General features: G+C 68.4%; 18 protein-coding genes. 7 read left to right on the top strand and 11 right to left on the bottom strand.

The features are described 5' to 3' along the window. Both DB31_RS20980 and DB31_RS20975 read right to left on the bottom strand, forming a co-directional pair. On the bottom strand, positions 1-759 hold the full coding sequence (locus DB31_RS20980; RefSeq protein ID WP_240486792.1) for an MBL fold metallo-hydrolase: 759 nt from the start codon (positions 757-759) through the stop codon (positions 1-3). 3 nt (positions 760-762) lie between these two features. After that, positions 763-1,644, bottom strand: a complete 882-nt coding sequence (locus DB31_RS20975; protein WP_044190681.1) for a GGDEF domain-containing protein — start codon at positions 1,642-1,644, stop codon at positions 763-765. Between the two features lie 229 nt (positions 1,645-1,873). On the opposite strand from DB31_RS20975, the gene glgC reads away from it, so the two are divergent. Both glgC and DB31_RS20965 read left to right on the top strand, forming a co-directional pair. Then, on the top strand, positions 1,874-3,103 hold the full coding sequence (glgC, locus tag DB31_RS20970) for a glucose-1-phosphate adenylyltransferase (RefSeq protein WP_044190679.1): 1,230 nt from the start codon (positions 1,874-1,876) through the stop codon (positions 3,101-3,103). Positions 3,104-3,110: 7 nt separating this feature from the next. Next, positions 3,111-3,659: a GNAT family N-acetyltransferase gene (locus DB31_RS20965; protein WP_044190677.1), complete on the top strand. Its 549-nt coding sequence runs from the start codon at positions 3,111-3,113 to the stop codon at positions 3,657-3,659. 24 nt (positions 3,660-3,683) lie between these two features. Here the strand turns inward: DB31_RS20965 and DB31_RS20960 are convergent, their stop codons facing one another. Next, positions 3,684-4,130 carry a hypothetical protein gene (locus tag DB31_RS20960; protein WP_044190675.1) on the bottom strand — a complete coding sequence of 149 codons (447 nt, stop codon included), beginning with the start codon at positions 4,128-4,130 and terminating at the stop codon, positions 3,684-3,686. Positions 4,131-4,237: 107 nt separating this feature from the next. Beyond that, positions 4,238-5,662, bottom strand: a complete 1,425-nt coding sequence (locus tag DB31_RS20955; protein WP_044190673.1) for an RtcB family protein — start codon at positions 5,660-5,662, stop codon at positions 4,238-4,240. A gap of 261 nt (positions 5,663-5,923) precedes the next feature. Between DB31_RS20955 and DB31_RS20950 the strand changes: the two genes are divergently transcribed. Further along, the gene (locus DB31_RS20950; RefSeq protein WP_052420140.1) at positions 5,924-7,429 is read left to right on the top strand and encodes a hypothetical protein; all 1,506 of its coding nucleotides are present in this window, start codon (positions 5,924-5,926) and stop codon (positions 7,427-7,429) included. Positions 7,430-7,448: 19 nt separating this feature from the next. Then, complete coding sequence (gene mltA / locus DB31_RS20945; protein WP_044190670.1) at positions 7,449-8,672, top strand: murein transglycosylase A; 1,224 nt, start codon at positions 7,449-7,451, stop codon at positions 8,670-8,672. Here the strand turns inward: mltA and DB31_RS45010 are convergent. The 3 genes from DB31_RS45010 to DB31_RS20930 all read right to left on the bottom strand — a co-directional run bounded on the left by DB31_RS45010 (position 8,666) and on the right by DB31_RS20930 (position 12,783). Beyond that, on the bottom strand, positions 8,666-10,738 hold the full coding sequence (locus tag DB31_RS45010) for a glycoside hydrolase family 43 protein (protein ID WP_052420139.1): 2,073 nt from the start codon (positions 10,736-10,738) through the stop codon (positions 8,666-8,668). The two genes, mltA and DB31_RS45010, sit on opposite strands and share 7 nt — an antisense overlap. Positions 10,739-10,845: 107 nt before the next feature. After that, complete coding sequence (locus DB31_RS20935) at positions 10,846-11,409, bottom strand: imm11 family protein (protein ID WP_044190667.1); 564 nt, start codon at positions 11,407-11,409, stop codon at positions 10,846-10,848. Between the two features lie 9 nt (positions 11,410-11,418). Continuing rightward, positions 11,419-12,783 carry an AHH domain-containing protein gene (locus DB31_RS20930; RefSeq protein ID WP_240486791.1) on the bottom strand — a complete coding sequence of 455 codons (1,365 nt, stop codon included), beginning with the start codon at positions 12,781-12,783 and terminating at the stop codon, positions 11,419-11,421. 507 nt (positions 12,784-13,290) lie between these two features. Between DB31_RS20930 and DB31_RS20925 the strand changes: the two genes are divergently transcribed. Next, the gene (locus DB31_RS20925; protein WP_052420138.1) at positions 13,291-14,700 is read left to right on the top strand and encodes a serine/threonine protein kinase; all 1,410 of its coding nucleotides are present in this window, start codon (positions 13,291-13,293) and stop codon (positions 14,698-14,700) included. 146 nt (positions 14,701-14,846) lie between these two features. Beyond that, positions 14,847-15,401: a Uma2 family endonuclease gene (locus DB31_RS20920; RefSeq protein ID WP_083968557.1), complete on the top strand. Its 555-nt coding sequence runs from the start codon at positions 14,847-14,849 to the stop codon at positions 15,399-15,401. Between the two features lie 62 nt (positions 15,402-15,463). Here the strand turns inward: DB31_RS20920 and DB31_RS20915 are convergent, their stop codons facing one another. The 4 genes from DB31_RS20915 to DB31_RS20900 are packed head-to-tail and all read right to left on the bottom strand — an operon-like array spanning position 15,464 to position 18,318. Next, positions 15,464-15,826 (bottom strand): DUSAM domain-containing protein, encoded by a 363-nt coding sequence (locus DB31_RS20915; RefSeq protein ID WP_044190661.1) that lies wholly within the window; start codon positions 15,824-15,826, stop codon positions 15,464-15,466. An 18-nt stretch (positions 15,827-15,844) separates the two neighbouring features. Further along, on the bottom strand, positions 15,845-16,732 hold the full coding sequence (locus DB31_RS20910; RefSeq protein ID WP_044190658.1) for an alpha/beta fold hydrolase: 888 nt from the start codon (positions 16,730-16,732) through the stop codon (positions 15,845-15,847). Between the two features lie 3 nt (positions 16,733-16,735). Then, positions 16,736-17,860 carry an alpha/beta fold hydrolase gene (locus DB31_RS20905; protein ID WP_044190654.1) on the bottom strand — a complete coding sequence of 375 codons (1,125 nt, stop codon included), beginning with the start codon at positions 17,858-17,860 and terminating at the stop codon, positions 16,736-16,738. Between the two features lie 17 nt (positions 17,861-17,877). Continuing rightward, positions 17,878-18,318 carry a hypothetical protein gene (locus tag DB31_RS20900; RefSeq protein ID WP_044190653.1) on the bottom strand — a complete coding sequence of 147 codons (441 nt, stop codon included), beginning with the start codon at positions 18,316-18,318 and terminating at the stop codon, positions 17,878-17,880. 225 nt (positions 18,319-18,543) lie between these two features. Here DB31_RS20900 and DB31_RS20895 point away from each other — a divergent pair, with 225 nt between their 5' ends. After that, positions 18,544-24,474 carry an Ig-like domain-containing protein gene (locus tag DB31_RS20895; RefSeq protein WP_044190650.1) on the top strand — a complete coding sequence of 1,977 codons (5,931 nt, stop codon included), beginning with the start codon at positions 18,544-18,546 and terminating at the stop codon, positions 24,472-24,474. The last annotated feature ends 3 nt before the right edge of the window (positions 24,475-24,477 follow it).

Raw genomic sequence — 24,477 nt, 5'->3', positions numbered from 1 at the left:
CTACTTCAGCGCCTTCAGCAGCTGCTCGCGCCCATCCACCGTGAGCCCCGCGTGCCCATCCGCCACGCGGGCGAAGTCCACGTTGCGCAGCTTCTCGAGCGACTGGCGGTTCAGCGCGTTGTCCTCGGAGAAGATGCCCGGCGAGGGCGCCAGGCCCTTCTTGTTCCGCACCAGCACGTCCCCCAGGAAGAGCACGTCCCTCCACTGGTACACCACGCTGCCCGGCGTGTGCCCCGGCACCAGGAACACGTGGATCTGCTCCCCATCCACGTCCAGCGCCTTCCCGTCCTCCGCCGGCTCCAGCTTCGAGGGCAGCGGCGGCCGCGCCAGGGAGCGCGTCATCTTCCCCACCAGGCTCTTCTGCGCGTACTCCCCGCGCAGCAGCGGCAGCTCCGAGGCCGCCACCACCACCCGCGCGTTCGGGAACAGGTGCGCCGCGGCCCAGTGGTCTGGGTGCCCGTGCGTCAGCAGCACCGTGTGCACCTGCTCCGGCGCCACGCCCTGCTTGGCCAGCTCCGCCAGCAGCTCCGTGCCCTTCGGATCCGCGCCCGCATCCACCAGCGCCGCGCCGTGAGGCGTCTTCAGCACCCACGCGTACGCGTACCCCTCCGTGAGCACGCCCACCAGCCCGTTGCCCGCGTCCACCCGAGCGCCCTCGCGCCGGGGCAGCAGCGGCCAGACCCACGCCGCGCCCAGCAATAGCAGCCCCAGGACGATGAACAGAAACCGCGCCAGCCGAGAGGGAGAGTGCTGGGCCATGCCTTACGGGATCACCCGGTTCCGGCCTGCCTTCTTCGCCCGGTACAGGTTCGCGTCCGCCACCTTGATGAACTGGGTGGGCTCCGTCATGTCCGAGGCCATCTCCGCCACGCCAATCGAGATGGTGACCGGGATCTCCTTGTCCTCGAAGACGAAGGTCTTCTCCTCGATCATCTTCCGGATCTTCTCCGCGAACAGCTTCGCCTTGTCCGGCCCGTCCTCGGGCATCACCAGCGCGAACTCCTCGCCGCCGTAGCGCGCGAAGCACTGCTCGCGCCGCACCAGCCGCTTGATGGACTGCGCCAGCTCGCGCAGCACGTAGTCACCCGCAAGGTGACCGTGCACGTCGTTGATCTTCTTGAAGTGGTCGATGTCGAACATCATCAGCGTCAACGGCCGGTGGTACCGGTGCGAGCGCCCCATCTCCCGCTCCAGGTACTCCAGGAAGTAGCGCTTGTTGTTCACCCCGGTGAGACCGTCCGCGATCGTCAGCGTGTAGATGGTCTCGTGGTACTGCGTCTCGATGTTGTCGCCATCGAGGAACTTGAAGATGGAGCCCCCCACCTTCACCAGGTCTCCGCTGCGCAGCGGCTGCGGGCTGAGCACCTCCTGATCATTCAGGTAGGTGCCGTTGGTGGAGCCCAAGTCCTCCACGAACATGCGGCCCTGCTTGGTGCTCACGCGGGCGTGGCGGCGGGACACGTTGTCCAGTTCCACTTGGATGTTGCAGGCCTCGTCCCGGCCGATGGTGTACTCGATGTCCTCGAGCACGTACTTCTTCCCCAGCTCCGGCCCGTGAATCTGGACGAGGCAGCAATCCCTGTTGGCCGCGTTCCGTACATTGACCGAAGAGATTTTAGTGACCCGAGTTTCGTCGGCTGCCATTGCAAAGTAGGAATAGCACGCTTCACCCGGGAAATGCCATGTAGGAGGGCCAGGTGTGGGACGTCCCTACCCCCTCCTTTTGGCCCTCCCGGTAGCACCCAGGTCGGAGACGGGCGTTCCCCACTGGCCACACAGGGACGACGGGGCGGTTCGGCACTCAACGAACGCGCTCGGAGCGGCGCGGGCGGCCTTGTCGGCCCCAAGAGCACGATTAAGGTCCCGCGCCACTATGGCAAAGCTGCTGGCGATGATTCTGGCAGGTGGTGCAGGCACCCGGCTCGAGCCGCTCACCCGTGAGCGCGCCAAGCCCGCCGTTCCCTTCGGCGGGCGGTACCGCATCATCGACTTCGTTCTCTCCAACTTCGTCAACTCCGGCGTGTACCGGATGAAGGTGCTCACGCAGTACAAGAGCGACTCGCTCAACAACCACCTGTCGCGCGCGTGGCGGATGACGGCGTTCCTGGGCCACTACGTGGAGTCTGTGCCCGCGCAAATGCGCACCGGCATGGACTGGTACAAGGGCAGCGCGGACGCCATCTACCAGAACCTCAACATCATCACCGACGAGGAGCCGGACTTCATCTTCGTCTTCGGCGCGGACCATGTGTACCGCATGGACGTGCGGCAGATGCTGGACTTCCACCAGGCCAAGAAGGCGGCCTGCACCGTGGCCGCCATTCCCGTGCCCATCGAGCAGGGCAAGGACTTCGGCATCATCGACGTGGGGCCGGATGGGCGCATGCTCCAGTTCCTGGAGAAGCCCAAGAACCCGCCGCCCATGCCGGGCAACCCGAAGATGTGCCTGGCCTCCATGGGCAACTACCTGTTCTCCACGGACGTGCTGGTGCAGGAGGTGGTGCGGGACGCCGCCGACGAGGGCAGCGTGCACGACTTCGGCAAGTCCATCATCAGCGAGCTGTACAAGAAGGCGCCTGTCTACGTGTACGACTTCGCGCAGAACCGGGTGGCGGGCCAGGAGGAGAAGGAGCGCGGCTACTGGCGGGACGTGGGGAACATCGACGTCTACTTCCAGTCCAACATGGACCTGGCCGAGGTGGACCCCATCTTCAACCTCTACAACGACAAGTGGCCCATCTACACCGCGGCGCACAACCTGCCGCCGGCCAAGTTCGTCTTCGCGGACCGGGAGAACAAGCGCGTGGGCAACGCCACGGACTCGCTGGTGTCCGAGGGCTGCATCATCTCCGGCGGCTCGGTGAACCGCTCCATCCTGTCTCCGAAGGTGCGCGTGCACTCGTACTCGGAGGTGCAGGACAGCATCCTCTTCGAGAACGTCTCCATCGGGCGGCGGTGCCGCATCCGCCGCGCCATCATCGACAAGAACGTGGAGATTCCGCCGGGGATGACCATTGGCCATGACTTGGAGGAGGACAAGCGGCGCTTCCACGTCACCTCGGACGGCGTGGTCGTCATTCCCAAGGGCATGAAGGTGTCGTGAGGGCCCGGTGAGACGAGGGCCCGGCCCCAGCCTGCGCCTGGCGACCGAGGCGGACCGCCGCGCCCTGTGGCGGCTCCACTCACGCTCGGTGGCGGCGCTCTGCCAGGGCGCCTACTCTCCCCACGAGGTGAAGACGTGGGTGGAGTTGCTGCGCCCGGACGGGTACCTGCGCCCGGAGCAGCCGCGCACCGTGCTGCTGGCCGAGCGCGGCCAGACCCTGGTGGGCTTCGGGCAGTTGGAGCCGCTGCTCGGGGAGCTGGAGGCCCTCTACGTGGCCCCCGAGGAGGCCGGCCATGGCGTGGGCTCCTCACTGCTGGCCTCGCTGGAGACCCTGGCGTGGCAGGCGGGCGCGTCCGCCATGAGCCTGGATGCCAGCCTCAACGCAGAGACCTTCTACCACGAGCGGGGTTACGTCCGGCTCCACCGCGCCCACCGCATCCTCACCCCCGAAGTGCATCTGGCCTGCTTGCGGATGCGCAAGCCTCGGCCCGCCGCCTCGGAGCTCCGGCCCGGGCGCCGGGGAGAGGCCTTTGGCGCGCCTCGCCCCGAGCCTTGAGCCGGTGAACGGCCAGGTGCCGCGCTACGGCCGGAAGGAGGACTTCACCTCGGGCTTGTTCAGGACGATCAGCGCCCAGATGCCGACCGGGATGCCCGTGCAGCAGCACGAGCCGAAGCACGGGATGATGGCGATGATGGAGGCCGCGATCGCCAGCGGGTAGCTCTCGAGGTTCTTCATCTTCAGCCCGCCGAAGGCGGTGAGGCCGCCCAGCACGAGCTGGAACAGGCTGCCGAAGGGCCCGATCTTGCTCGCGGTGCCAATATAGGACTTGAACTGCTCCGGAATGTCCGGATTGTTGAGGACCTCGGCCATCTGCGAGGCGTTGCTTCCGGTGACGGCCTGCACCAGCCCCCACAACGCGGACAGGATGGTGAGGCCTCCCACCACCATCAGCAGAATGGCGGGCACGTTCACCTGCTCCCGAGCGTTCCCTCCCCCCGCGGCCCCCGGCATATTGACGTTCTCCATGATTCCCCTCCCTTCGACTCCGTGTCGAAGCGGCCGCCGACGGTCCGGCGACCTCTTGGGGTTCATTCCATACAGCACCCGCTCCTGACGCCAAGGAATAAACGGCCTCAGGCCTTGAACGTCAGCAGCGGAGCCAGCCGCGCCACCTCGCGGACGATGCCGGCCTCCACCTGCGCGGCCACCACCGGGCCAATCGGCTTGTACGCGGCGGGAGCCTCCTCGATGCGGCGCTCCTGGCGCAGGGTGATGCAGTCCACTCCGGTGAGCCCCAGCGCCGCTTCGCGGTGATCCGCCCCGCCCCGCGCCATGGAGAAGCGCGACCGCGCCCGCCCTGCCCCGTGCGAGGCCGAGGCCAGCGCCGCCGCGTCTCCGCAGCCCACCATCAGGTAGGACGCCGCTCCCATCGAGCCGGGGATGATGACTGGCTGGCCCGCCTCGGCCGGGCAGGCCCCTTTGCGCGCCAGCCAGCCGCCCTCCCACGGCAAGGTGATGTTATGAGGCACGTCGTAGACCAGCGGCGCCTCCACGTCCCCGAACAGCTCGCGCAGCGTGTGCCGCAGCAGCTCCGCCAGCAGCAGCCGGTTCAGGAAGGCGTAGTTCGCCGCAGTGGCCTCGGCCCGGAGGTACTCCGCCACGAGCTCCGGATCCGCCAGCGGGAGGATGCCGCTCTCGGGGAAAGAGGCGCCCTGCGGCCACGCCTCGCGGGCCCGATCCAGCCACGCCATGCCCACGTGCTTGCCCACGTCGCGCGAGCCCGAATGGATCATGAACGCCAGCTGGCCCTCGCGCACGCCCCACTCCCAGGCCCGCGCCCGGTCTGTCACCGCCTCCACGCGCTGCACCTCGACGAAGTGGTTGCCTCCACCGATGGTCGCCAGCCCCGCATCCCGCACCACCCCCGGCTTCACCAGCCCCGAGGGCGCCCACGCCGGATCGCCCTCCAGCGAGCCTCCCAGGTGGATGCGCGTGGACTCGCGATCCAGCTGCCCCAGGTCCGCCTTCACGGCGCAGCCCAGCGGGTGCTCCATCGTCTCCAGGAGCCAGCCGGGGATACCGTCGCGCAGCAGCGCCTCGGCGGCGTGCGAGGACATGGCCACGTCCCGCGTGCCGAAGAAGTAGTGACCCTTCATGCGCTCCACGAAGGCGTCCCGGCGGGAGAGGAAGTCCTCCACGCTCAGATCCGCTACGTGCAGGCGCATGCCGCAGTTGATGTCCGTGCCCACCGCAGCGGGCACGACCAAGCCGCGCGTGTGCAGCACCGAGCCGATGGCCACGCCGGAGTCTCCCGGGTGGAAGTCAGGGGTGGCGCGCACGCGCAGGACTTCGCCGCCGCGCGGGTGCTTCAGGGCGGCCAGGTGGGCGAGCTGCCGGAAGGCCTTGCCCTCCACGGGCAGGTCCGGCGGGAGGAGAACCTCGGCGGGCGGCGCATTCGCATCACCCTGGAGGCGGACCGTATAGAGGCGACCGTCATAGGTCACCTCGAGCCCCTCGCGGGCGAGCGCCCGGAGGAGCCGATTCAAGTTCGGCTGCATGACCCTACTCGGAAGTGGCCCCGTGCCCGAAAGGGAACGGGGGGACGTGAACGAAGGGAGGGGGACCTCGGGTCAGCAGCCGCGGTCGCAGGACGGCGCGAGGCCATCCTTCGGGGGGCCCTGGACGGGAGGTCTCGGGCGCGCCTGACCGTTCAGTGCCAGATTCGCGCCACGGCCTTCAACCCAGGGTAGAACCTGCGTTTGTCCCGTGGCCACTGGACCCCCGCCTGGGTCCGTTGCACGATGGGGAAGGGACTTTCCATGGCGAACAAGCAAAGGGGCTCACTCCCCCCGGTGCTGTCCACGGAGGAGACGCGCGTCAAACCTCCCGAGGAGGAGGAGGCGGAGTCGCCTCCAGACGAGCCGTCATGGGATCCGCAGCGGGACTCGACCCAGCTGCTCCCCCTCACCGGGCCCGTGCCCATCGGCCAGGGCGTGGACGACGCGACACCTCCTGTCCCCCGGAAGATTCCTCTCGGCACCTACCCGGACCCGGACACCCAGGAGCCGCACGAGCCCACCCGCCCGATTCCCGTGAAGCAGACGGGGAGCCGCCCTGCCCTGCAGAATGTGGACGACTCCACACGGCAGATTCCTCGGAAGACCGGGGCTCGGCCCGCCCTGCAGGAGCCGGACGACTCCACCCGGCAGATTCCTCGCAAGACGGGGACGCGGCCCGCGCTCCAGGAGCCGGACGACTCCACCCGGCAGGTGCCTCGCAAGACGGGGACGCGGCCGGCGCTGCAGGACGCGGAGCCGGATGCCACGCGCGACATTCCTCGCAAGTCGGGGATGCGGCCGGCGCTGCAGGACGCAGGGCCGGATGCCACACGCGACGTTCCTCGCAAGTCAGGCTCTCAGGCCACGGTGACGCGGGCGGCGCCTCCGGAGAGTTCGCCCCTGCCCTGGGAGTCCGAGGATGATGCGCTGTCCCGGCTGCCCACGCGGGCCCAGCCCCTGCCGCCCATCGCCTCGGGCCAGCAACAGGCCCTGGTGTCTCCGCCGCATGGGCCTCCGGTGCTGGTGCCCATCAACACCGAGCCGCACTACCTGGCGCAGGCGCCCAAGGTCCCCATCGTCACGCAGCCCAACTACGTGCCACCTCCGCCGCCGGCGCTGACGCCCATCGTCACCGCGCCGCACCTGACGCCCTCCGCGCCGCCACTGCCCGCCGAGCCGACCACCGATGGCGAGGCCATCCGCACCACGTTCTCCAACAAGGCCGCCATGGTGGCGGACCTGGTCAAGTCGACGTTCGCGCGCCGCAGCTACGGCACCGCACCCTACCGCCTGCGCATCGACGAGCCGGATGGCCCCAGCACCGCCGGCGGCCTCCATGCCCGGCAGCCCATCTCGCTCATCTCGCGGCTGGAGTCCGCGCCGCCCGTCCTGGTCGGCTGGGTGGACGTCTCCAAGAAGGAGTCCCAGCTCCGCAACTACGCCTCGGTCTCCAAGCGGCACAAGGCCCGCTACAACGCCGAGCTCGACATCAACGAGGAGGAGTACGACCGGTTCCTCAACGAGCTGGTGGAGACCCTCTTCTACGGCGGCATCAAGATCCTACTGCTCGTCCCAGATGAGGAGACTGTAGGCCCTGCCGGCAGTCCCCAGGCCCAGGCGCAGGCCCAGCACCAACGCGGTGAGCGCTCTCCGCTGGGCACGCTGCTCCTCATCCTGGTGACGTTCGTCCTGGGCGTGGGCGTGGGCGGCCTCAACGCCGAGCGCTTCGCCTCGCTGCTCGAGCGGGTGAAGGCGATGTTTCCCTAGCGAGCGCTGACCCCTGAACATGTACATGCGGCACCTTCGACTTCTGCTGCTGGCGGCCTGTGTCCTCGTGACCGGCTGCCCCCGTGCCACCAAGCCTCCCGTCGCGACACGGGCGGAGGAGGCCCTGCGCGAGCCCACCCGGCCGCTGGAGCTGCACGACGATGGAGAGCCCGCGGCGCTGCGGACCGCCATCGCGGAGAGCCTCGTGTGGCTGAGAACGCGGGCGGCGGACGAGCGCTTCGTGTTCGGTCCCCGCGTGGTGTTGGCCTCGGAGCTGCGGGACGCGCTGGAGCGGCTGCACTCACGCATCACGGAGGGGATGTCCCACGAGGAGCTCACCACGCGGGTGCTCGAGGAGTTCGAGCCGCTGGAGTCCACCGGCGGCGAGGACGGCCAGGTGCTCTTCACGGGCTACTACGAGCCCATCATCGAGGCGAGCCTCACCCGCACCGCCGAGTACGCCACGCCCATCCACGGAGCGCCGAAGGATCTGATCGAGGTGCCGCTCGAGCAGTTCGCGGAGCGCTTCAAGGCGGAGCGCGTCTTCGGACGGCTTGAGGGACGGAAGCTGCTGCCCTACTGGACGCGCTCGGAGATCCGGCAGGGGAAGCTGAACAGCCAGGGGCTGGAGCTGGCGTGGGCGAAGGACCCGGTGGCGCTGTTCTTCGTGGAGGTGCAGGGCAGCGGCACGCTGCGGCTGCCGGACGGGAGCGAGCGGCGCATCGGCTATGCCAGCTCCAACGGGCGGCCGTACCGGAGCATTGGCTCGCTGCTCATCCAGGAGGGCGCCATCGCGAAAGAGGCCATGTCCATGCAGGCCCTGCGCGCGTGGCTGGCGGAGAACCCACCTCAGTGTGACCGGGTGCTCGACTACAATGAGTCCTATGTCTTCTTCCGCTTCCTGAACACCGCGGCGGTGGGCTCACTGGGGAGACCCGTGACGCCGGGGCGCTCCATTGCCACGGACGCGCGGATGTTCCCCAAGGGAGCGCTGGCGTTCCTCTCCACCGAGCGCCCGGAGCCGCGTCCGGACGGCACGGTGGGGTGGAAGCCGCTGACCCGGTTCGTGATGAACCAGGACACTGGCGGCGCCATCAAGGGCGCCGGGCGGGTGGACGTCTTCTGGGGCCGAGGCCCCGAGGCGGAGCTGGCCGCTGGGATGATGAAGCAGAAGGGCTCCCTGCTCTTCTTCGCGCCGCGGAAGACCGCGGCCCGAGCGGCCAGCGCGGGGGCGGCTCAGTAGACGCGGAAGTTCGTGAACTCGGCCTGGGCGTCCTCGGCGACGACACCGGTCTGACAACCGGACAGCCCCACCGAGCGCGACTGCTTCTGGACGCCGTCCACGAACACCGTGAAGGTGGTGCCGCTGCGAACCACCTTGAGCGTGTGGGCGGTGGTGAAGCTGAGCCCCGCGAGCGAGGTGTTCTGCCAGCCGAGATCCACTCCACCGGCCACGGCGTGGGTGGCGAGCACCGCGGTCTTCGGATCCAGCCACGCGGTCATGGAGTTACCGCCGTTCTGGTAGCAGCCGTAGAGGCCGTACTTGGGATAGGGCGTGGTGCCCTGGGAGATCAGCCGGGCGGCGGACTCCACGGTGTAGCTGGCGGTGGTGGGCGCGCTCTTGCGCCAGAGGCTCTTCCAGCCCGCGCCGAACTGCCAGGCCACGACGTCACGGGCACTGCGGATCTCGAACATGCCGTTCTCGAGCCCGTCCACGGCCGGGTCGCCCCAGCCCTGGAGCGGATCCAAGGTGACGTTGGTGAACTCTGCCTGGGTGTCCTCGGTGACGAGCCCCATCATGCCGAGCACGTTGTCGAGCGCCCGCGTCTGCTGGAGCACGCCATCGAGGAAGAACAGGTACTGGCCGCTCCAGCTGCGCTCGATGCGGAGGTTGTGGGCCGCAGTCCACGAGAAGCCCGTGGGGAGCGCCGAGTTCTGCCAGCCCTTGTCCACACCGCCAATCACCGCGTGGGTGGCGAGCACGCCGTACTTCTTGTCCAGGAAGAGCGCCACGTAGTTGCTGGCATTCTTGTAGGTGCCGTAGATGCCGAACTTGGGGAAGGTGGAGGTGGTGCCCGTGGCGATCCACCGGACATCCGCCGAGGCCGCGACGGTCTCGAAGTTGGGGTTGCCGCGGAACAGCTGCATCCAGCCCGCGCCGAGCGAGGTGCTGGTGGCGGACGTGGAGTTGGGGAGGGTCCAGGAGCCGGAGCGGCCGGCGCCCTCGAAGGAGCCGCCCCAGCCGTTGCTGTCGAGGAGGTTGGCGGAGGCGGGGGCGCCGCTCTCACCTGCGGGCTTGGGCTGAGCGATGGACACGGAGCGAGCGACACCGAGGTTCAGGTTGCCAGCGCTGTCGATGTAGAACTTCTGAGCGCGGACGCTGCGGTCGCCCCAGCCATCGGTGCTCAGGCGCTTGGCGTGGTAGGCGATCCAATTCTCCGAGCCATCCGGCGACTGGGTGAAGGTGGGGTGGCCCACGCCGTACACATCACCGTTCTGGCGGAACACGGGCCCGGTCTTCACCCATGACTTGGGGTTGAGCAGGTTGCCATCCGTGTTGGTGAGCAGGCCGAGGGTGTACTCCCGGGTCCAGCTGCCGCTGGCGGAGAAGATGATCGCGTACTTGCCCGCGAGGCGGATGGGCTGAGGGCCCTCGTTGAGCGTCATGGCCCGGCCTTCCCACATGAATGCGGGCTGAGCGATCAGGACGCGCTCGCCGCTGATCGTGTACGGGTTGCTCATGGGAGCGATGTAGAGGTTCTGCTGTCCGTCGGTGGTGCCGGGCCAGCCGGACCAGACGAAGTAGAGCGAGCCGTCATCCTTCTGAATGGCCGCGCCGTCGATGGCCCACCGGTCCGTGGTGGGCCGGAGCTGGCCCCGGAAGGTGTACGCGCCCTGGGCGTCGAGCGTGGCGGACTCGAGCACGTACATGCGGTGGTTGGCGTTGTTGCCGTCCGAGGCCGCGAAGTAGATGTACCACCGCCCGTTGATCAGTTGGAGCTCCGGGGCCCAAACCTCGCGGCTGTAGGCGCCCGTGGTGGGCGCGGTCCACACCCGCACGGCCGTTGCGCTCGCGAGCCCCGTCAGCGTGGAGGACTTGCGGACCACGATGCCGGCATCCCCGGCACTGGCCGCGTGGTAGTAGAAGCCGTTGTAGCGGACGATTGACGGATCCGCGGACGTCTCGGGCAGGATGGGGTTGGTGAACGTCTGGGCGCTCGCGGCCGTGGCCGTCAGCAGGGCTACGGCCAGTAAGACTCCTCGGACTCTCGCGCTGCGCTCACGGCGGATGCTCGTCGCTGCCTTCATGGCGTGCCTCTCTTAGGCCTGCTTGGATTTTCCGGTTTTGCCAGAATATCCGACCTAATCAGAAGCGGTTTCAAATGACGCACGGCGCCAACTCGCTGGGGCTCTGACTAGACCTCCTCGAATCTCGTGCCGGTGGCGCCCATGCGCTCCAAACCGTTCTTGAGCTCCTCGGAGATGATGAGGACGACCTCCCATCCTTCGGGGCGGAACACCTTGGCGCTTCCCACCTTCGCTTTGTCGATGCGCAGGTCCCGCACGGAGGCGTACTGGCCGACCATGTCCGGAATCCCATTTTCATGGGTCCAGAGCCGGATGCGGGACGCCTTCTCGTCGATACAGCGAATGCGGCGTGTGGCCACGAGGATGAGGTACTGGTCTGGATGGCCCTCAACATCCACAGCGAGAAGTTGCACATCGTCTGGGGCCAGCTCCGCGAAGAGAGTGGCCACCCGGACATGAACCACGGGAATGCCAATCCCCGCTTCCGTGAAGTCCAGCGGGGTGCCCGCGATCTCGACAGGGATTCTCAAACGTTCCTGGATGGATGCAGGCGCCCCCATCGTGAATTGCGCATCGTTGACTTTGTGGCCCTGACGGTCCGTCGGCATGGCCAAGTGCCAGCGGCGCGGGACATACACGTCGTCGGCGAGCTTGAAAAAACGCTGGGGCATGGACTCCCTTTAGGGTGTTGGCCGCTGGGTGACGAGCTGGTTCAGCTCTGTTCCCGGCGTGGCAAGTTCCTTTGCCAATTCCTTGAGGGCCTCTCTCAACTTCGCCTGGCAATCCCTGATGCTACGGCAAGTCAACGTCGCCCTCCGCAGTTCCTCGTAGACAATCTCGTGATACCGCTGGGGATGCGGCCCATAGTGCCCCTGCAGCGGCATCTTGTTCGCCGGGTCATCCATGGACATTCCCGCCTTGGCAAAGATTTCTTGGAACCTCGGTGTCCAGGGGCCCCCACGCGCCGTGGAGGTATCATTGCAGATGGTGGCGATGTGGTGAGTCTCGATGCAGGGGCCCGTGCTCCCCCTGCCGCTGGCCCCCATGGTCATCGCCGTGGCGGCCACCGTGACGCTGACGCCCTCGGATGACAGCGCCAGCTCTTCCACCGCTCCCAGCGCGGGCAGCGGGATTCCCGCCATACCCTCGGCCTGCATGGCCACCTGGGCTGAGCCGGGCAGCGTCGGCACCTTCGCCGCGAACTGCTGCGCCGTGGAACCTATCGCTGCCATCAGCAGCAGGGCGAACGCGCGAGCGGCCTCTCGCCCCAGAATCTTCCCGAAGCGCTCGCCCGCCTCGCGCAGTTGCTCAGCGCGGGTGGCCACCTTCGCCACGTCCATCAACTCCAGCCAGCCGCTCACGAGGTTCTGGAGTGTGTCGAGCCCCACGTACAACACCAGCCCCAAGCCCACCACCGCCACCAGCGCCGGCGCCACGGGGTTGAGCGCGAGGATGAGCAGCATGGAGCCCAGCGTCCACAGGGCGGTGTGGATGAGGGCGCGCACCTCCACCATCTCCCCCAGCGCCTTCTTCATCTCGTCCAGCACCGGGCTCTTGCTCATCGCCAGTGCCCAGATGTAGCGGCCGTGCATGTCCAGGTAGCGCCCGCCTACGAGTGCGCCCCCGAGGCAATCTCCGTAGAAGCCGTAGACGTCCTGGCACCAAAGCCGGTAGCGCTCGGCCAGTTCCAAGTCCTCTTTCGTCAGCGCTCCTTCCGGCAGCTCGCCGCTGCCCTCCAGCACCAACCGCTTGTCCCTCAAGAGGTAGAGGTAGTTGCCGAACTGCGGATCCATCTCGAACATCCGCTCCACCGTCTGGCGCGGGGAGCCGGACAGGCGGGCCTCGCGTGCCAGCCGCCGCAACGCCCGCTGGAACTCGTCCTTGTCCACCACCACAAGTTGCAGCGGCGCCTCACGAGGAATGTGGACGACGGCTTGGCCTCCGCCTTTCTGCTCCACGCGAAGAACCCTGGGGACACTGCTGCAGCCCACCAGGAACGCGAGGAATAGGGCGCCTGCCCACCTCAGGGTCCGCCTGCGCATCATGGATGGCTCCTTCTGGCCAGGAGCACGGAACGTTAGAGGGCGGCTCCGAGGAAGAGGAGAAGCCACGGGGTGGCACCCGTTCCTCTGGCGTGGTGGTAACGCGCTGGGTAGGTGGGCGCCACCGTCCCCGCTGGCCCTCTCCACACCCGCAAGATGCGACCGGATGAAGACTTCTCACCCCGTGAGAAGCAGCCGATCGCAGGTTCCACCCATCCAACAGAGTACCGGGCTCCGCCGTTCGTCACTGCCAACCAGTTGGCACCAGACAGCACCCCCACCATTCGTCACTGCCAACCAGTTGGCACCAGCGCTCGGGCCCGGTACGGCTAAACCCTCAGAAACACGAGTCCTCGCCTGGCACACGAGACTGCCGTCCCCTGTCCCACAGCGGAGACCTGTTCCCGTTCCTACTCGAACATACCTCTGCTGCGGGAGTAGGTACCACCTGCAAAGTCGTATTGAATGAGCCTACCTGTTGGGTTTTACTTCAATCATGGAGCCATCTGCTTGAAGACTCCCCGTCCCGTCTATCCCACCTCCCTCTCCCCGGGTTCTCTCATCGGCGCCTGGCGCCTGATGGGCCGGATCTCGCAGGGCTCCTCGGGCATCGTCTTCCGCGCGCAACGGGCGGACTCGCCTGAAGCGGGCCTCTTCGCCCTCAAGTTAGCGCTCCACCCCAGAGACCCTCGCTTCGCGCTGGAGGTGGAGCTGCTCTCGCGGCTGAAGCACCCGAACATTCCTCGCCTGCACGACTCGGGTCAGTGGAGCGGTCCCGGTGGCGCGCTCTTCCCGTTCCTCGTCATGGACTTCGCGGAGGGTCTGCCCCTGTATTCCTGGGCACAGCTCCAACCTCGGACGGCGGATCAGCAGATGCGAGTGCTCGCTCAGGCCGCCAGCGCGCTCCAGGCGGTCCATGCGGCCGGTGGGATTCACCGCGATGTGAAGGGCGCCAATATCCTCGTGCGCCCCTCGGATGGGCACCTGTGGCTGGTGGACTTCGGCTCGTGCACGTATCGCGGAGCCCCTGTCCTCACCCGCGAGCCCGAGCCGCCCAGCACTCGCTACTACCAGAGCCCTCAAGCCCTCTTGCACCAGTGGCGCTTTCTCCGCGAGCCCACGGTTCGGTACCCGTCCGTCCCGGCCGATGACGTCTATGCGCTCGGCGTCACGGCCCACTTCCTTGCCACCGAGAGTTACCCGGTCATTGACGAGGATGCGGAAGCCACCCTCGAGCATGAGGACGGGGTCGCCCACTTCCCCGAGCTGGTTCCCGCCGAGAAGCTGGTTCCGCTCCACCCAGAGCTGGCGCGGTGGATCCGACAGATGCTCTCCGCGGAGCCCGCAGCCCGAGGAAGTGCGGCGGAGCTTGCCACGGGGCTGGCGCTGCCGGCGGACACGGAAGCGCGCGAGGCCGCGCAGGCGGCCGCCGCACAGAGTGCCTCTGAGCAGCGTGAAGAGAAACAACCGCCCGTCCCTGTCCGTAAGCACAGGTCATGGCGCAAGGAGCTCGCAGCCACAGCCGCAGCCGTAGCGCTGATCATCGGAGGAATGGGACTCGGCCATGCACTCCGTGAGCAGTCCCTCCTCGCAGCCGCCAGAGCTCAAGCACGAGAGGCCCAGGCTGCAGCACAGGAGAGCGACACTGCGGCTGTGGGAGAGGCGGCACTGCAGCAGCCGATGCCAGCCTCAGAGCCCAATACCACTCACGATGGCATCGGCGCAGAGGTCCCCAAGGATCCTCTCCCCAACCAGCGCCAGCCTCCGTGCAAGCGACCTCAGGTGGAGATCAATGGTGGCTGCTGGATTCTCGTGGGCAATGAAGCTTCCCCCTGCGTCGACAGCACCTACGAGTGGAGGAGACGGTGTTACTGGCCCGTGTTCACGTCTTCACGCCCGAACACCACGGGGCAGAAGTAGGCGCGATTCTGGCCGCCTTGCACTCGCGCGGCTCCGGGAACAACCTGAGAGGGTAGCTTCGAGCCAGACGACGTGACGAGTCAGACGGGGGTGCTATCCCCGCCTGCATGGAAACTGGGATGGGCGTCGAGGAATATGGGGAAGCAATGGAACGCAAACCAGCCACCTATGCAGACATCGAGGCGCTGCCCGAGCATGTGGTGGGCGAGATCATCGCAGGGGAACTGCATGTCAGCCCTCGGCCCGCTTTGCCTCACACCGTCGTAGCCACGCGACTTGGGGGCGAGCTACTCGGCCCGTTCGATCGGGGACGCGGTGGCCCGGGCGGGTGGATCCTCCTAGATGAGCCAGAGCTGCATCTGGGTGAGGAGGTGCTGGTGCCCGACCTCGCGGGCTGGCGCGAACACCGCATGCCCGAACCTCCCCGCACGGCGGCGTGCACACTTGCGCCGGACTGGGTGTGCGAGGTGCTCTCCGCTTCGACGGCCTCACTGGACCGGGCGCTCAAGATGCCCGTGTATGCCCGAGAGGGCGTTCAATACGTCTGGCTGGTGGACCCTGAGCGCCAGAGTCTCGAAGTGTTTCGCCTCCAAGAGGGGCATTACACGCTGCTCGTCACCCATGCCGGCATGACCCGCGTGCGCGCCGAGCCCTTCGAAGCGCTCGAGTTGGAACTGCACTACCTCTGGGGCAAGAAGTAGCCCCGGCTCTCAGCTTGAAGAGGGGCATCTCTCGCTTCGAGATCGGGCCTTGGAGACCCAAACTACTCCAGGTAGCTCAGCTCTGCCTCCACATGCTGCCGGTACAGAGGCACGATTTCGGCAGCGAGGACTTCCTCAAGAATCTTCCGTGCTCCAGCGGCATCACCCGCTTCCTTGCGGCGGTTTGCTTCTGAAATGGCACGCATCAGGCGTCGCGAGCCCTCGCGGATCCGGCGGCTCATTTCCCGGAGGAGCATGGTGGCAGCGATGGGGGTCCCCACCGCTCGCTGTGCTTCCTCCTCGGGAATAGCCACGTCCCTCGCGACGCGCCGGATCAGGTCAGTCACGTCTGGAGCGAGCACCTGGTCTTGGTCGAGCCGCTTCTCCCACTCTCTGACCTTGTCCCAATCGTGTTGCTCGTTCATCAACGCACCTTTGCCCGGCTACCCCTCACTCACGAGCGACGTGAGGATCTTCTTCCAGTTCGTGAAGAGCGAGAAGTGGCCCCCGTTCGGCATGAAGTGCGCCACCGTCCTCGGGATCCGCTTGGCCAGATAGAGCCCCATCTGCGGCGGGACGATGCTGTCCCCATCCCAGTACCAGAGGTGCACCTCGGGCCGGATCTCCTCCAGCGGAAAGCCCCACGGAGACACGAGGATCCGTGCCTCGCGCCGCATGCCGCGCACCCCCTGCCGCGTGGCCTCGGAGCGCCAGCCCTGCACCTGCGCCGCCAGCGCCGGATCGCTCAGTGCCGCCCGGTCATCCGGCGAGCTGTGCGCCATCAGCGCCCCCAACGCCCGATCCGGATTGCGCCGCACCGAACGATCGTGCGCCGCCATGAGCGGGTGCAGCAGCCACTCAGGCCACCCCGCCATCGTGTACGCATTGCGATAGTCCCGGTTGACTTCTCGCATCGCTCCCGGCCGGTCGAACGGCGCCGCACCGGAGACAATCGCCACGCGTGTGAGGCGGTCCCCCAGCTTCCACGCGCACGCCGCCGCGTAGGGCCCTCCCGCGGACACGCCCATGAGCGCGAAGCGCCCCAGGCCCAGCATGTTCGCCAGCTGCTCGATGTCCGAGGGGCAGTCCAGCAGTGTGCGGTTCGGCTGGAAGTCCGACAGCCCATACCCCGGCCGATCTGGAGTGATGAGCCGCACCCCCATCCGGTACGTGAGGCTGTCGTCCGGGTGCCGCATGTAGCGCGAGCCCGGGTTGCCATGGAGGAAGATGACCGGAACTCCCGCCGGATCCCCGGACTCGGCGAACGCGAGCCGCCGCCCATCCTTCAGGCGAATCGACCCTTCACTCAGTGGCGCCATCGGATTCCGCATCCGTCAGGACTCCAGGGGCCGCGAGCGCGAGGCGATCCATTCCGCCACCACAGGCCACACCTTCGTCGGGCTCTTGCTCGAGGCCGACAGGCCAATGTGCCCCACCGGGAAGCGCATCGTCTGCGTGTCCGGCGAGCCCACCAACCCCGGCAGCGGCTCGCTCATGGGTGGGAAGGCGATGGTGTCATGCTCCGCGATGATGTTGAGCAGCGACGCACGGATGCGCTTCAGGTCCACGCGCTCGCCGCCCACCTCCATGCGGCCCTGGCAGAAGAGGTTCTGCTGGTAGCAGTCCTTGATGTACTGCCGGTACACCTCGCCCGGGAACGGGACGGCGTCCGCGCCCCAGCGCTCCATGGCGAGGAACGTGGTGACGTACTCGGGCTCGTCGATGTGGCGGCACACGTCCAGCCACCGTGTGACACGCTGCACGGGAGCCGCCGCGAGGAAGCCGCTCTCCAGCACCCTCGACGGGACGTTGCCGTACGCATCCACCAGCGAGTCCACGTCGAAGTGCGCCGGCTGCGTCCACAGTGAGTAGATGCCGCCCTTGCTGAAGTCCACCGGCGTGGCCTGGGCCACGAAGTTGCGGATGCCCTCGGGGTAGAGGCTGGCGTAGGCCAGGGCCAGGGTGCCGCCCATGCAGTAGCCGTACAGGGTGAGCTCGTCACTGCCGCTCACGCGCAGCGTCCACCGCACGGCCTGGCGCACCAGATCCGCCAGCACGTCGCTCCAGGTGAGGTGCTGCTCGTCGGGCCCGGCGATGCCCCAGTCGATGGCGTAGACGTCGAAGCCCTCGCGGGTGAGGTACTCGATGAGGCTGCGGCCGGGCAGGAAGTCGAGGATGTACCAGCGGTTGATCAGCGAGTAGGCGAAGAGAATGGGGGTGCGCCACTTGCGGTGGGGCGAGGCATAGCGCAGCAGCCGCATGCTGCCGCGCGTGAAGACCACCGAGTGCGGCGTGGTGCTCACGGGCGGCTCGCGCACGCCGGAGGCGCGCTCGATGATGGGGCGCAGGTACGGGTACGGGTTGAGGGGCCGGTCCTGGAGCGCCTGCGAGAGCGCACGGGACAGCTCGGCCTGACCCGAGACGAAGGAGCGGAAGCGCTGGAAGGTGTTGGAAGCCATGGAAGGACTCGGGGGGCTCAGGTGCCGGGGCGGCGGGCCGCGGACTCGAGCGGTGGAGACTCCTCACGCGAGCGGGGCGCCTTGGTGGAGCGCTGCTCCTGCTTCTCAAGCAGCTCCACCACGAGCTCCAGCTGCGAGCCGAGCGCTTCGACCTGATTGTTGAGGCGGCGGACCTGATCGCGCATGGCCTCCACGTCCGAGGTGGCGGGCAGGCGCAGGGCCTGGAGCGCCTTCTCCTGGAGGGACTGGCGGCGGATGCGCAGGTTGAAGCGGCGGCGCATCAACCCGCCGCTGACGCGCAGCCAGGTGGGGCTCTCGCTGAGCTTCGAGGTGACCTGGGTGAGGCGGGCCTCGGCCTTGGCGAAGAGCTGGCCGGAGCGGGTCTCCGGGCTGGTCAGGCGCCCCACCAGCTTCAGGCCACGGGTCAGCAGCCCCTTGGGGCGGGAGGAGGAAGTCATGGGGCGGAATCTAGCATCTGAATGGCGCTTCATGTTTGCGGGTTGCCCGGCTGCCTCGCCATGGGCTCTTACGCGGACCCCTCCCCGCGTGCGATGGTCGGCCCCCTTGCCGTACCTGCCCCTTACCCCCCAATCGCCTTGAGTCCCTCTCGCTCGGACCGTCTCGTCCTCATCGCCGCCCTTCTCTCTCTCACCGCCGCCTGCCGGGAGCCCGCCTCCCCTCCCGTGGCTCCTCAGGCCACGCATCCGCGGATGTCCCCAGACACGCCGGGGGCCCGGTTCGACTTGAGCGCGGTCATCCGCCGCGCCCACTTCGCCTACCGCCCCGAGGGCCATGGCTGGACGGCGGGCCACAGCACCTGGTCCGCGCGTGTCACTCCGGGCGGGCTCACCTTCACTCCGCGCCACGGCGCCCTGGGGCTCACGGGCACGCCTGTCACCTTCGGTCCGCTGGCCCTCTCGCGCGGCGGGGTGGCACTGAACAGCACCGTGGGCAACGGCACCGTGTCTCAGGATGGCTCGCTCACCCTGTCCCGAGGGCTGGCCGAGGAGCAGTTCCAGAACCGGGAGGACGGCATCGAGCAGCGCTGGCGCCTGGCCCGCATGCCCGAGGGTGAGGGAGACCTCCTGCTCCGAGTTCCCGTGAAGGGGCTGCGCTTCGCGGGAGAGACCTCGCAAGGCCTGCACTTCGCGGACGCCTCGGGGCTGGGCGTGCGCTACAGCCACGCGGCCTGGACGGACGCGGCGGGGAAGCGGACGGAGCTCACGGCTCGGGCCGTGGCGGGGGCGGTGGAGTTCCGCGTCCCGGCAGCGCTGCTCGCGGGCTCGAGCTTCCCCGTGCTGCTCGCGCCGACCATCTCCCCCGAGTTCGGCCTGGACACGCCGGTGACGGATCCCGGCGGCGGGTCTCAGACGGCGCCCGCGGTGGCCTCCAACGGCACGGACTTCCTCGCGGTGTGGGCGGATGACCGGGGTGGAGACGTGGACGTGTACGGCGCTCGCGTGAGCCAGAGCGGGGCCGTGCTGGATCCCCTGGGCATCCCCATCGCCGTGGCCCTCAACGCGCAGCAGGCCCCAGCGGTGGCCTTCGACGGGACGAACTACCTCGTCGTGTGGAGCGATGGCCGGCGAGGCAGCGGCTCGGACATCTACGGCGCCCGCGTGAGCCCGGCGGGCTCGCTGATGGATCCGAGCGGCCTGGCGCTCTCGACCTCCACGACCTTCACGCTGCTGATGAGCGCCCCGGCCATCGCCTTCGACGGCACGAACTACCTGGTCGTCTGGGACGAGAAGATCGGCTTCAGCTCGCCCACCAACCTCCAGGGCCTGCGGGTAAGCCCGGCGGGGAGCCCCGTGGGGAGCCCGTTCTTCGTGTCCAATGCCGTGGGGAACCAGCTGGCGGCCTCGGTGGCGTTCGATGGGCTCAACTACCTGGCCGTCTGGCAGGATGATCGCTCCGGCAGCAGCTATGACATCTACGCGGGGCGCATCTCCACGGCGGGGGCGGCGCTCGACGGCTCGGGCTTCCCCGTGAGCACGAACAGCGCGACGCAGGCCAACCCGGTGGTGGCGTTCAACGGGACGCTGTACCTCGTGGCCTGGGAGGACTCGCGCAACCAGGCGGCCACGGGCATCGATCTCTACGGCGCGCGCGTCACGACAGCCGGAGGCACGCTGGACACGGCGGGGTTCGCGCTGGTGCAGGCGGCATCCACGCAGGCCCTGCCCGCGCTCGCGAGACTGGGGACACAGTACGTGCTGGCTTGGCAAGACCTGCGCTCGGGCGAGCTGGATGTCTACGCCGCCCGGCTGGATGCCAACGGGGCGGTGCTGGATGGCTCGGGGGTGGGAGTGGCGACGGCGACGGGCGCGCAGTCCACGGTGGCGATCGCCTCGAACGGCACGAACGCCCTGCTCACCTGGAGCGACAGCCGGACGGCGGACATCATCGGGGCACGGGTGAGCGCGGGCTCGGCGCTGACGGTGCTCGACTCGAGCGGCTTCACGGTGAGCCGCTCAGCCAACAGCGAGACGAACCCGGCGGTGGCCTTCGACGGGACGAACTACCTGGTGGTCTGGCAGGACAACCGCGGCAGCGGGTTCGATGTCTACGGCGTGCGGGTGAGCGGCAACGGCACGGTGCTGGATCCGGCGGGCTTCACCATCTCGGGCGCGAACGGCCACCAGCGCAACCCGGCGGTGGCCTTCGACGGGACGAACTATCTGGTCGCCTGGGAGGATACGCGGCTCAGCGCCTCCAGTGACATTTATGCGGCGCGGGTGAGCAAGACGGGGGCGGTGCTGGACGCCAACGGGCTGAGCATCTGCCCGCGCTTCGGCGCCCAGGAGCACCCCGCGCTGGCGTTCGATGGCGCGAACTACCTGGTGGTCTGGGATGACTCGGGCACCGGCTCGGCCCGAGACATCTACGGCACCCGGGTGAACACGGCGGGAATCGTGCTGGACAATGCGTTCATTGGCATCAGCACGGACACGAACGATCAGGCTTCGCCCGCAGTCGCCTTCGACGGGGGAAATTACCTGGTGGTCTGGAGCGACTACCGGAACAACTCGACCTCGGATGTGTACGGAGCGCGGGTGGGCCGAGGGGGCGGGGTTCTGGATCCCCCCGGGATCCAGTTCGCGGGCGGCACCGAGAGCCAGACGGACGTGGCGCTGGCGTTCGACGGAGCGAACTACCTGCTGGTCTGGTCGGACTACCAGACGTTCCCCTCTTCAAACCTCGCGGCCCGGCGCATCCGGCCCGTGGGCTCGCCCGCGGACTCGTCACCCATCACGGTGTCGGCGGCGGCGGGGCACCAGCAGCAGCCCTCGGTCGTCTACACGGGGACGGAGTTCCTCATCGCGTGGCAGGACGGCCGCAGCGGCACGGGCCTGGACATCTACGCGGGGCGGATCACCTCGGCGGGCGTGGCGATGGACGGGGATGGGTTCATCGTCTCGGCGAACGCGGCCAACGAGAGCCAGGTGGCGATGGCCTCGGCGGTGGGAACGGGCGTGCTGGCGGTGTACCAGGTGAACGATCCGTCCCTGGGCAGCAACGTGCAGCGGCTGAAGGCGCGGTGGATGGGGGGCTCAGGCTCCAACACACCGCCCGAGGCGCTGCCGCAGAGCCTCACCACGGAGGAGGACGTCCCGCTCGCGCTGGAGCTCACGGGGACTGACGCGGAGAGCGTGAACCTGACCTACACGGTGGTGACGGCGCCCTCGCACGGCGCGCTCACGGGCACGCTGCCGAAGCTCCGGTACGTGCCGGAGCTGAACTACCACGGGACAGACAGCTTCACCTTCACGGCGAGCGATGGCCAGGCCACCTCGGCGCCCGCCACCATCACCCTCACGATCACCCCGGTGAACGACGTGCCAACGGCCACGGCCCAGGTCCTCACCACGCCGGAGGAGACGCCCAAGGCGATCACCTTGGTGGCCTCGGATCCGGAGAATGACCCGGTGACCTTCGCCCTGGTCTCGAGCCCCAGCCACGGCACGCTGACGGGCACGCCGCCCAGCCTCGTCTACACGCCGGAGATGAACTACTCCGGTTCGGACAGCTTCACCTTCACGGCGAGCGACAGCCAGGGCACCTCGGCGCCGGGGACGATCACGATCAATGTGACGCCGGTAAATGATCCGCCCACCGCCACCGCGCGCGAGCTGACCACGCCCGAGGACACGCCGCTCCCCATCACCCTCACGGGCACCGATCCGGACGGGGACACCCTCTCCTTCACGGTAGCGTCGCCTCCCACGCACGGGACGCTGACGGGCACACCGCCCAACCTCACCTATGCGCCCGCAGCCAACTACTCTGGGCCCGACAGCTTCACCTTCACGGCGCGCGACGGCCAGGTCACCTCGGCCGCGGCAACGATCACGCTCTCGGTGGAGTCGGTGAACGATGTGCCCGTGGTGACGGGTGGCTCCCTGACGACGGCTGAGGACGCGCCGCTCCCCATCACCCTCGCGGGCTCGGATGTGGATGGGGACACGATCACCTTCGCCATTGTCTCGCCGCCGGCGCACGGAACGCTGACGGGGACAGCGCCCGACCTCACCTATACGCCGGCAGCGAACTACTTCGGCTCGGACAGCTTCACCTTCACGGCGAGCGACGGCCAGGCCACCTCCACCCCGGCCAGCGTGTCGCTCACGGTGACGCCGGTGAACGACACGCCCGTGCCCACCGCGCGCCTGCTGACCACGCCCGAGGACACGCCGCTCTCCATCACCCTCACGGGCACCGATGCGGATGGGGACACCCTCACCTTTGCGCTGGCCTCGCAGCCCACGCACGGCACGTTGACGGGCACGCCGCCCCACCTCACCTATACGCCCGAGACGAGCTACCACGGTTCAGACAACTTCACCTTCACGGTGAGCGACGGCACGGTGACCTCCGCGCCGGGGACGCTCTCGCTCTTCGTGGCCTCGGTGAACAGCACCCCCGGGGTCTCTTCCCAGTCGCTCACGATCGAGGAGGACGCTGCGACCGGCATCACGCTCATGGGGTCGGATCCGGACGGGGACTTGCTCACGTTCACGATCACCGTGCCCCCAGCCCACGGCACGCTGTCGGGGACGGCGCCCCACCTCACCTATACGCCGACGCTGGACTACTTCGGCACGGACAGCTTCACCTTCACGGCCACGGATGGGCTGGCCACGTCGACGCCCGCCACGGTCTCGTTCACCCTCACCCCGGTGAATGACGCGCCCCGGCCCGCGGCGCAGACGGTCAGCACGCGGGAGGACACGGCCAAGGCGATCACCCTCACGGCGGTGGATCCCGAGGGCTCCCCGGTGAGCTTCACGCTGGTGTCGGGCCCGAGCCACGGCACGCTGACGGGCACGCCGCCCGCGCTCACGTATACGCCCGCGCAGGACTACCAGGGCCAGGACCGCTTCACGTTCACGGCCTCGGATGGGGTGCTGACCTCGGCCCCGGCCACCGTGACGGTGAACGTGACGGACGTCAACGACTCGCCGGTGGCGCAGGCGCAGACACTCACGGTCCCGGCGGGCAGTCCGACGCCCATCTACCTCTCGGGCAGCGACGTGGATGGGGACGAGCTCACCTTCGCCATCGTGTCCTTCCCCGAGCAGGGAAAGCTGACGGGGACACCGCCGGACATCATCTACACGCCACCCACGGGCTTCACGGGGGCCACGCGCTTCACGTTCTCGGCGAGCGACGGCCGGGCGATCTCCTCGGCGGAGATCCAACTGACGGTGGAGAAGCGCTCGCTGACGGTGAGCGCTGCGGTGGACACGGTGCGCCCGGCCGATGGCCAGCAGGTGCGCTTCTACGCCAACGCCGTGGACGAGCGCGGTGCGGACATTGCGCTCCAGTGGGACTTCGGGGATGGGCAGACGTCGCAGGAGGAGCTGCCCGTGCACGCCTTCGCGGCACCGGGCACGTACGACGTGAAACTCAAGGCCACCACCTCCTCGGAGGAGGCCACCACCCTGCTCCGGGTGCGGGTGCGCAGCTCCGCGGAGACCGTCATCACGGCGGGAGCGACGGGCCCGGCGGTGGTGGGCGTCGAGGGCTCCACGCTGGCGCTGAGCCTCTCCGATCCGAATCAGCCGGGGCTCACCTACACATGGGACTTCGGGGACGGGACTCCCAGCAGCACGGGGGCATCGGCCTCGCACGCCTGGGCGGATGACGGGCGCTTCACGCTGAAGGTGACGGGCACGGACGGGAGCGGCACGCGGACGGTGGCGACGCGGACGGTCGTCATCCACAACACGCCGCCGGTGCCGCTGCCGCAGGAGACGGTGTCCGCCACCGCGGGCAAGCCGGTCTCCGTGCAGTTGTCGGGCTCGGACGCTGCGGGCCAGAGCGATCCGCTCCGCTGGGAGCTGGTCAGTGGCGAAGGCGCGCTGTCGCCGGAGGGCACCTTCACCTGGACGCCCTCGCAGCAGGGACTGGCCACGATCATCACGAAGGTCATCGACGGAGACGGCGGCGAGTCACGCCTCGCCATCCAGATCTCCACGGCCACCGCCGCGCCGCCGGAGGACTCCGAGGGCTGCGGTTGCGGCACGAGCGCTGGAGGAGCCCCGGGAGCGTTCGGCCTGGCCCTGCTGCTGCTGTCACTCGCCGCTTCGAGCCGCAGGGCCCGGAGCTGACGG

This window comes from Hyalangium minutum, assembly GCF_000737315.1.
GTDB classification, from domain to species: Bacteria; Myxococcota; Myxococcia; order Myxococcales; family Myxococcaceae; genus Hyalangium; species Hyalangium minutum.
Note: the sequence above shows the minus strand (reverse complement) of the source record. Positions and strands in the feature narration are given on the sequence as shown.